Here is a 6,339-nt window from a genome sequence, read left to right on the forward strand (position 1 = left end):
CGCCGGCAACTCGGCCACGGCCCGGAGCGGTTCCGCGGCGATCCGCCCAGCGGGCCGACGGGCCACGTCATTTCATTCTCCGGACCCCGAAGTCCACCCCTCGGACGGCACGTTGGGCGCCGGAGGCACGCCCCGGCGCCGCGGCCTCAGGACTCGATGTCCCCGAAGTGGTCCCAGCCGCCCTTGCTCGTCCAGGGAGCGCCGTCCACGGTGACCTGGGGCAGGGCCGACGGGTTGAGGACCTCGCCGATCACCTTCCAGCGCGCGGGCAGCTTCACGTCCGGCGGGAAGGTCGCGACGATCGCGTGGTCCTCGCCGCCGGTGAGCACCCACTGGATGGGGTCGACCCCGACGGCCTGGCCGATGTCGTTCATCTGGGAGGGGATGTCGATGTCCCCGGAGCGGACGTCGATGCGCACCTTGCTCGCCTCGGCGATGTGTCCGAGGTCGGCGATCAGACCGTCGCTGACGTCCGTCATCGAGGTCGCGCCGAGCCCGGCGGCGGCCGGACCCGCGTGGTACGGCGGTTCGGGCCGGCGGTGGGCCTCGACGAAGGCGCGCGGCGAGCGGAAGCCCCGGGAGAGCACCGCGAACCCCGCCGCGGACCAGCCCAGCCAGCCGGTCACGGCGACGACGTCGCCGGGCTGCGCGCCGGCCCGGGTGACCGGCTCGTGGTTGCGCAGATCGCCGAGCGCGGTGATCGCGATGGTGATCGTCTCGCCCCGTACGACATCCCCGCCGACCACGGCCGCCCCGGCGACCTGGCACTCGTCGCGCAGCCCGTCCATCAGCTCGGAGGGCCAGGTGGCCGGGAGCTCGGCGGGCACGACCAGGCCGAGCAGCAGCGCGGTCGGGACGGCGCCCATCGCGGCGATGTCGGCGAGGTTCTGCGCCGCCGCCTTGCGGCCGACGTCGTACGCCGTGGACCAGTCACGGCGGAAGTGCCGTCCTTCGAGGAGGATGTCGGTGCTCGCCACGACCCTGCGGTCCGGCGCTGCCACCACCGCGGCGTCGTCGCCGGGACCGACCCGGACCGCCGGGGTGGTGGTGAGACGCGAGGTGAGCTCTCGGATGAGCCCGAACTCCCCCAACTCGCCCACGGTGCCCTTCATGATCGTCGTGCTCCCTCTGTCGCTGCTCGTGCCCGGTCGCGAGCCGTCTGAGTACTCGGTACGGTCGAGTTGACCGTCAACTTGCGCAGTCCCTCCACCCCGGCGCGCGAGCCCCAGTCACCGCGGGTCTCCCCGCGGCGAGCGGCAACGCGATACCGTGGCGTTCCTTTTCCCCACATGATCCTCGTGGCCGCCCTGGAGGTTCCGTGGTACAGGCGTACATCCTGATCCAGACGGAGGTCGGCAAAGCGTCGACCGTCGCCGAGACGATCAGCAAGATCCCGGGGGTGATCACGGCCGAGGACGTGACAGGACCGTACGACGTGATCGTGCGTGCCCAGGCCGACACCGTCGACGACCTCGGTCGCATGGTGGTCGCCAAGGTCCAGCAAGTGGACGGCATCACCCGCACCCTGACCTGCCCGGTCGTGCACCTGTAGCCCCCGTCTACCCTTGGCCGGTGAACTCCTTCCGTCACCGGCGCACCGCTCTCCTCGGGCCGCCCGCTCTCGCGGCGCTGATCACGATCGCGGGCTGCTCCTCAGCAGACGACAGCGCGTCCGTCGCGGTTCCGAGCCCGGACACGAAGGTCACCGAGCTGTGCCAGAACCTGGACAAGGCGCTGCCGCGGACAGTGGACGGCCAGGGCCGCGAGGACCCGGAGCCCCGGTCCGCGCTGACCGCGGGCTGGGGAAGCCCGGCGATCATACTGCGCTGCGGTGTCGAGCGGCCTCCGAAGATGGTCGACCCGAAGGTGGCGACGGGCGACGACCCGAAGGCGGTCGGCGGCGGTGTGAACGGCGTCGACTGGCTGATGGAGAAGCAGGACGACGGGACGACCCGCCTCACCACCGCTTCGCGTCTGGCGTACGTCCAGGTCACGGTGCCCGGGAGCGCCGATCCCTCCGGGGTGCTCGTCGACCTGGCCGCAGCCGTCAAGAAGGCGATCCCCAAAGGGATCGCCGACTGACACCGTGGTCCCGCGGGATGCTCAGCGCAGTCCCGTGGACCGCCGCAGCGCCGCCTGGATCAGACGGTCGACGAGCTCCGGGTAACCGACGCCCGTCTCCCGCCACATGCGCGGGTACATGGAGATCGGCGTGAAGCCCGGCATCGTGTTGATCTCGTTGATCACGAACTCGCCGTCCTCGGTGAGGAAGAAGTCCGCGCGGACCAGGCCCTCGCAGGAGGCCGCTTCGAAGGCCTCGACGGCCAGGCGGCGGACCTCGGCGGTCTGCTCCCCGGTGAGCGGCGCGGGCACGATCCCGTCGGCCGCGTCGATGTACTTGGCCTCGAAGTCGTAGAAGGCGTGCGACTGCACGGGCGGGATCTCGGCGGGGACCGAGGCGCGCGGCCCGTCCTCGAACTCCAGGACACCGCACTCGATCTCGCGGCCGCGCAGCAGCGCCTCCACGATGATCTTCGGGTCGTGCCGCTGGGCCTCCGCGATGGCCTCGTCGAGGCCCGAGAGGTCGTCGACCTTGGTGATGCCGAACGACGAACCCGCGCGCGCGGGCTTCACGAAGAGCGGCCAGCCGTGCTCACCCGCGAAGTCGACGATCTTCTTGCGGGCGGCGGACTCGTCCCGCTGCCACTCGCGCGGCCGGATCACCACGTACGGGCCCACCTTCAGGCCGAACGAGGTGAACACCCGCTTCATGTAGTCCTTGTCCTGGCCGACGGCCGAGGCGAGCACGCCCGAGCCGACGTAGGGGACCCCGGAGAGCTCCAGGAGTCCCTGAAGGGTGCCGTCCTCGCCGTACGGGCCGTGCAGCATCGGGAAGACGACGTCGACCTCGCCGAGCGCCTTGGGGACCGAACCGGGTGCGTTGTAGACGACCTCGCGGTTGGCCGGGTCGACGGGGAGCACCACGCCGCCCTCGCTGGACTCGGCGAGCTGCTCGACGCTGGGCTGCTTGCGGTCGACGATCGCCATGCGTTCCGGCTCGTCCGCGGTGAGCGCCCAACGGCCGTCCTGGGTGATGCCGATCGGCAGTACGTCGTACTTCGTACGGTCGATGGCGCTGAGGACGGCGCCGGCCGTGACCACGGAGATCCCGTGCTCGGAGCTGCGGCCGCCGAACACGACGGCCACGCGCGGCTTGCGAGGCGGCTGCTCAGGGTTCTGGGAGAGGTTCTCGGTGCTCATATCGGGTTGAGAGTACCCGGTGGTACGGCGGTGGGTCAGCGCCCCACGGCGGCCGTTGCTCAGCGTCGTACCGACCGTTGCGGAGCGTCGCCCACCTGGCGGTTCGGCGCTGCCGGTTCAGCGGCGTTCGGGCTTGGCGCTGCGCGACATCAGCTCCTTGAGGGCGACCACCGGGGGCTTGCCCTCGTGGACGATGCTGACGACCGTCTCCGTGATCGGCATGTCGACGCCGTGCCTGCGGGCCAGATCCAGCACGGACTCACAGGACTTGACGCCCTCGGCGGTCTGCCGGGTGACCGCGATGGTCTCCTGGAGGGTCATGCCCCTGCCGAGGTTGATGCCGAAGGTGTGGTTGCGGGAAAGCGGCGAGGAGCAGGTCGCGGCGAGGTCGCCGAGGCCCGCGAGGCCGGAGAACGTCATCGGGTCCGCGCCCATGACGAGTCCGAGCCGGGTGGTCTCGGCCAGGCCGCGGGTGATCAGCGAGCCCTTGGCGTTGTCGCCCAGGCCCATGCCGTCGGCGATGCCGACGGCGAGACCGATCACGTTCTTGACGGCGCCGCCGAGTTCGCAGCCCACCACGTCGGTGTTCGTGTACGGGCGGAAGTACGGGGTGTGGCAGGCGGCCTGGATGCGCCGGCCCACCGCCTCGTCGCGGCAGGCGACGACCGCGGCCGCGGGCATCCGCTGGGCGATCTCCTTGGCCAGGTTGGGTCCGGTGACGACGGCGACGCGGTCCGCGGAGACCTTGGCGACCTCCTCGATGACCTCGCTCATCCGCTTCACCGTGCCGAGTTCGACGCCCTTCATGAGCGAGACGAGCACGGTGTCAGGGGCTAGCAGCGGCACCCATTCCGTGAGGTTCTCGCGCACGGTCTGGGAGGGCACGGCGAGCACGGTGAAGTCGGCGTCGCGCGCGGCCTTCGCCGGGTCGGCGGTGGCCCGCAGGTTCTCGGGGAGTTCGATCCCCGGGAGGTAGTCCGGGTTCATCCGCGTGGAGTTGACCGCGTCGGCGAGTTCGGGACGGCGCGCCCACAGGGTGACGTCGCACCCCGCGTCGGCGAGCACCATGCCGAAGGCCGTACCCCACGATCCGGTTCCGAAGACGGCCGCCCTGACCGGCTTGCTCACGTGCCCTGCCCTTCTTCCTGCTGTGCTTTCCCCTTGGCCGCGGCCTTGCGGCGCTGCGCGATACGCACCTCGCGCGGGTCGTACACGTTCTCGGGCGCCTTCTCGCCGCGGATCAGCTCCAGCTGCGCGGTGACGGCGGCCATGATGACCTCCGTGGCCTCCTTCAGGAGGTCCGGGCTCATCTCCCTGTCGTAGAAGCGCGAGAGGTCCACCGGCGGGCCCGCGAGCACGTGGTGGGTCTTGCGCGGAAGGACGTTGGGCTTCTTGGCATACGGGGGCAGCAGTTCGTTGGCGCCCCACTGGGCGACCGGGATCACCGGGCACTTGGTCTGCAGGGCGACCCTGGCCGCACCGGTCTTGCCGGTCATCGGCCAGCCGTCGGGGTCACGGGTGAGCGTGCCCTCGGGGTAGAACGCGACGCACTCACCGCGTTCCACGGCGTCGATCGCGGCCCGGAAGGCGCTCAGCGCGTCGGTGCTCTCGCGGTAGACGGGAATCTGTCCGGTGCCGCGCATCGCGGCGCCGACGAATCCCTTCTTGAAAAGACCGGCCTTCGCCAGGAACCGCGGAACACGCCCGGTGTTGTACTGGTAGTGCGCATACGCGAACGGGTCCGCGTGGGAATTGTGGTTCACCGCGGTGATAAATCCGCCCTCGGCCGGAATGTTCTCCATTCCTCGCCAGTCCCGCTTGATCAGAACCATCAGCGGCGGTTTGCAGAGAACCGCTGCGAAGCGGTACCAGAAGCCGATTCTGCGGCGGGGCACGCGGACACCTTCCTCTAGAGCCTGGGGGGCCGCACAAGTGTCGCTCCAGGCCGCCTGTCTGTCGAGAACACCGTACGCCCCGGCGCCCGGACCGCCAGGGTGACCGGGTCACAATAAGGCGTGACTGGAGAGGGCGGAGCGCTCGTGCGGTGGACCTTGGTCGTACCCCTCAAACCTTTGGCGCGGGCCAAGAGCAGACTGGCGGACACCGCCTCCGACGTACTGCGCCCCGGCCTCGCCCTGGCGTTCGCGCAGGACACCGTGGCGGCCGCGCTGGCCTGCGCGGCGGTCCGGGATGTGGCGGTCGTCACGGGCGACGCGCTGGCCGGGCGGGAACTGTCCGCGCTGGGCGCGCGCATCGTCGCGGACGAGCCGGGAGGGGGCCTCAACGCGGCGCTGGCGCACGGAGCGATGGCCGTACGGTCCCGGGATCCCGAACGTGCGGTCGCCGCCCTGAACGCCGATCTGCCCGCTCTGCGGCCTTTGGAATTGGCCCGGGTACTGTCCGCCGCCGGTGAATTCCCCCGCGCTTTCCTGGCCGATGCCGCCGCAATCGGCACCACTCTCCTGGCCGCTTCCCCCGGCGTGGAATTGCTCCCCGCTTTCGGCGGCGATTCCCGGGCCCGCCATCGCGCCTCGGGAGCCGCGGAACTCCGTCTCGACGCGGTGGATTCCGTACGCCAGGACGTGGACACCCGGGACGATCTGCGGGCGGCGCTGGCCCTCGGCGTGGGGCCGCGCACGGCCGCCGCGGCGGCGCGCCTGCTGATTCCCGGGCAGTAGGCGGCACTCGGCGGCAGACAGGGCCGGTTCGGGGTCCGTGCGGCCGGGCGATCCCGGCGTCCCTCGCACGGCACTCCGCGCGGTGGGGTCAGTAGGCTGCCCCCATGCAGGCGACCTCGTACACGTACGACCCCGAGTCCCGCAGCGGACAGGTGCTGCTCGACGACGGCACTCCGGTGCCCTTCGACGGGCCGGCGTTCGACGCCGGCGGGCTGCGGCTGCTGCGGCCGGGCCAGCGCGTGCGGATCGAGACCGAAGGCGAGGGCGCGGAGCGCCGGATCACCCTGATCACGCTGCAGACGTTCTGAACATGCCGCGGGGGGGGGGGGGGGGGGGGGGGGGGGGGGGGGGGGGGGGGGGGGGGGGGGGGGGGTGGGGGTGGGGGGGGGGGGGGTTTGTT

Annotated in this window: 8 protein-coding genes; 4 read left to right on the top strand and 4 right to left on the bottom strand. The window is 71.4% G+C overall.

Annotation, left to right across the window (positions count from 1 at the left end; translation table 11 throughout):
- Positions 1–146: 146 nt before the first annotated feature.
- Complete coding sequence (locus tag ACZ6KY_RS32580; protein WP_266763152.1) at positions 147–1,112, bottom strand: thiamine-phosphate kinase; 966 nt, start codon at positions 1,110–1,112, stop codon at positions 147–149.
- A 206-nt stretch (positions 1,113–1,318) separates the two neighbouring features.
- Between ACZ6KY_RS32580 and ACZ6KY_RS32585 the strand changes: the two genes are divergently transcribed.
- Complete coding sequence (locus ACZ6KY_RS32585) at positions 1,319–1,552, top strand: Lrp/AsnC family transcriptional regulator (protein ID WP_328553205.1); 234 nt, start codon at positions 1,319–1,321, stop codon at positions 1,550–1,552.
- 20 nt (positions 1,553–1,572) lie between these two features.
- Entirely contained in the window at positions 1,573–2,082 is a 510-nt protein-coding gene (locus ACZ6KY_RS32590) for a DUF3515 domain-containing protein (protein WP_469313859.1), read from the top strand.
- A gap of 21 nt (positions 2,083–2,103) precedes the next feature.
- On the opposite strand, the gene ACZ6KY_RS32595 is transcribed toward ACZ6KY_RS32590, so the two are convergent.
- The 3 genes from ACZ6KY_RS32595 to ACZ6KY_RS32605 form a co-directional block, all read right to left on the bottom strand.
- Positions 2,104–3,261, bottom strand: coding sequence for a D-alanine--D-alanine ligase family protein (locus ACZ6KY_RS32595; protein WP_469313860.1), 1,158 nt, complete (start codon positions 3,259–3,261; stop codon positions 2,104–2,106).
- A 117-nt stretch (positions 3,262–3,378) separates the two neighbouring features.
- On the bottom strand, positions 3,379–4,389 hold the full coding sequence (locus ACZ6KY_RS32600; RefSeq protein WP_469313861.1) for an NAD(P)H-dependent glycerol-3-phosphate dehydrogenase: 1,011 nt from the start codon (positions 4,387–4,389) through the stop codon (positions 3,379–3,381).
- Complete coding sequence (locus ACZ6KY_RS32605) at positions 4,386–5,156, bottom strand: lysophospholipid acyltransferase family protein (RefSeq protein WP_469313862.1); 771 nt, start codon at positions 5,154–5,156, stop codon at positions 4,386–4,388. Before ACZ6KY_RS32605 ends, ACZ6KY_RS32600 begins: the two co-directional genes overlap by 4 nt.
- 144 nt (positions 5,157–5,300) lie before the next feature.
- On the opposite strand from ACZ6KY_RS32605, the gene cofC reads away from it, so the two are divergent.
- Together cofC and ACZ6KY_RS32615 are read left to right on the top strand one after the other, a co-directional pair.
- Positions 5,301–5,939, top strand: coding sequence for a 2-phospho-L-lactate guanylyltransferase (cofC, locus tag ACZ6KY_RS32610; RefSeq protein ID WP_469313863.1), 639 nt, complete (start codon positions 5,301–5,303; stop codon positions 5,937–5,939).
- A 104-nt stretch (positions 5,940–6,043) separates the two neighbouring features.
- On the top strand, positions 6,044–6,247 hold the full coding sequence (locus tag ACZ6KY_RS32615) for a hypothetical protein (RefSeq protein ID WP_469313864.1): 204 nt from the start codon (positions 6,044–6,046) through the stop codon (positions 6,245–6,247).
- The last annotated feature ends 92 nt before the right edge of the window (positions 6,248–6,339 follow it).

It is taken from the genome of Streptomyces sp. NPDC042002, from assembly GCF_055588305.1.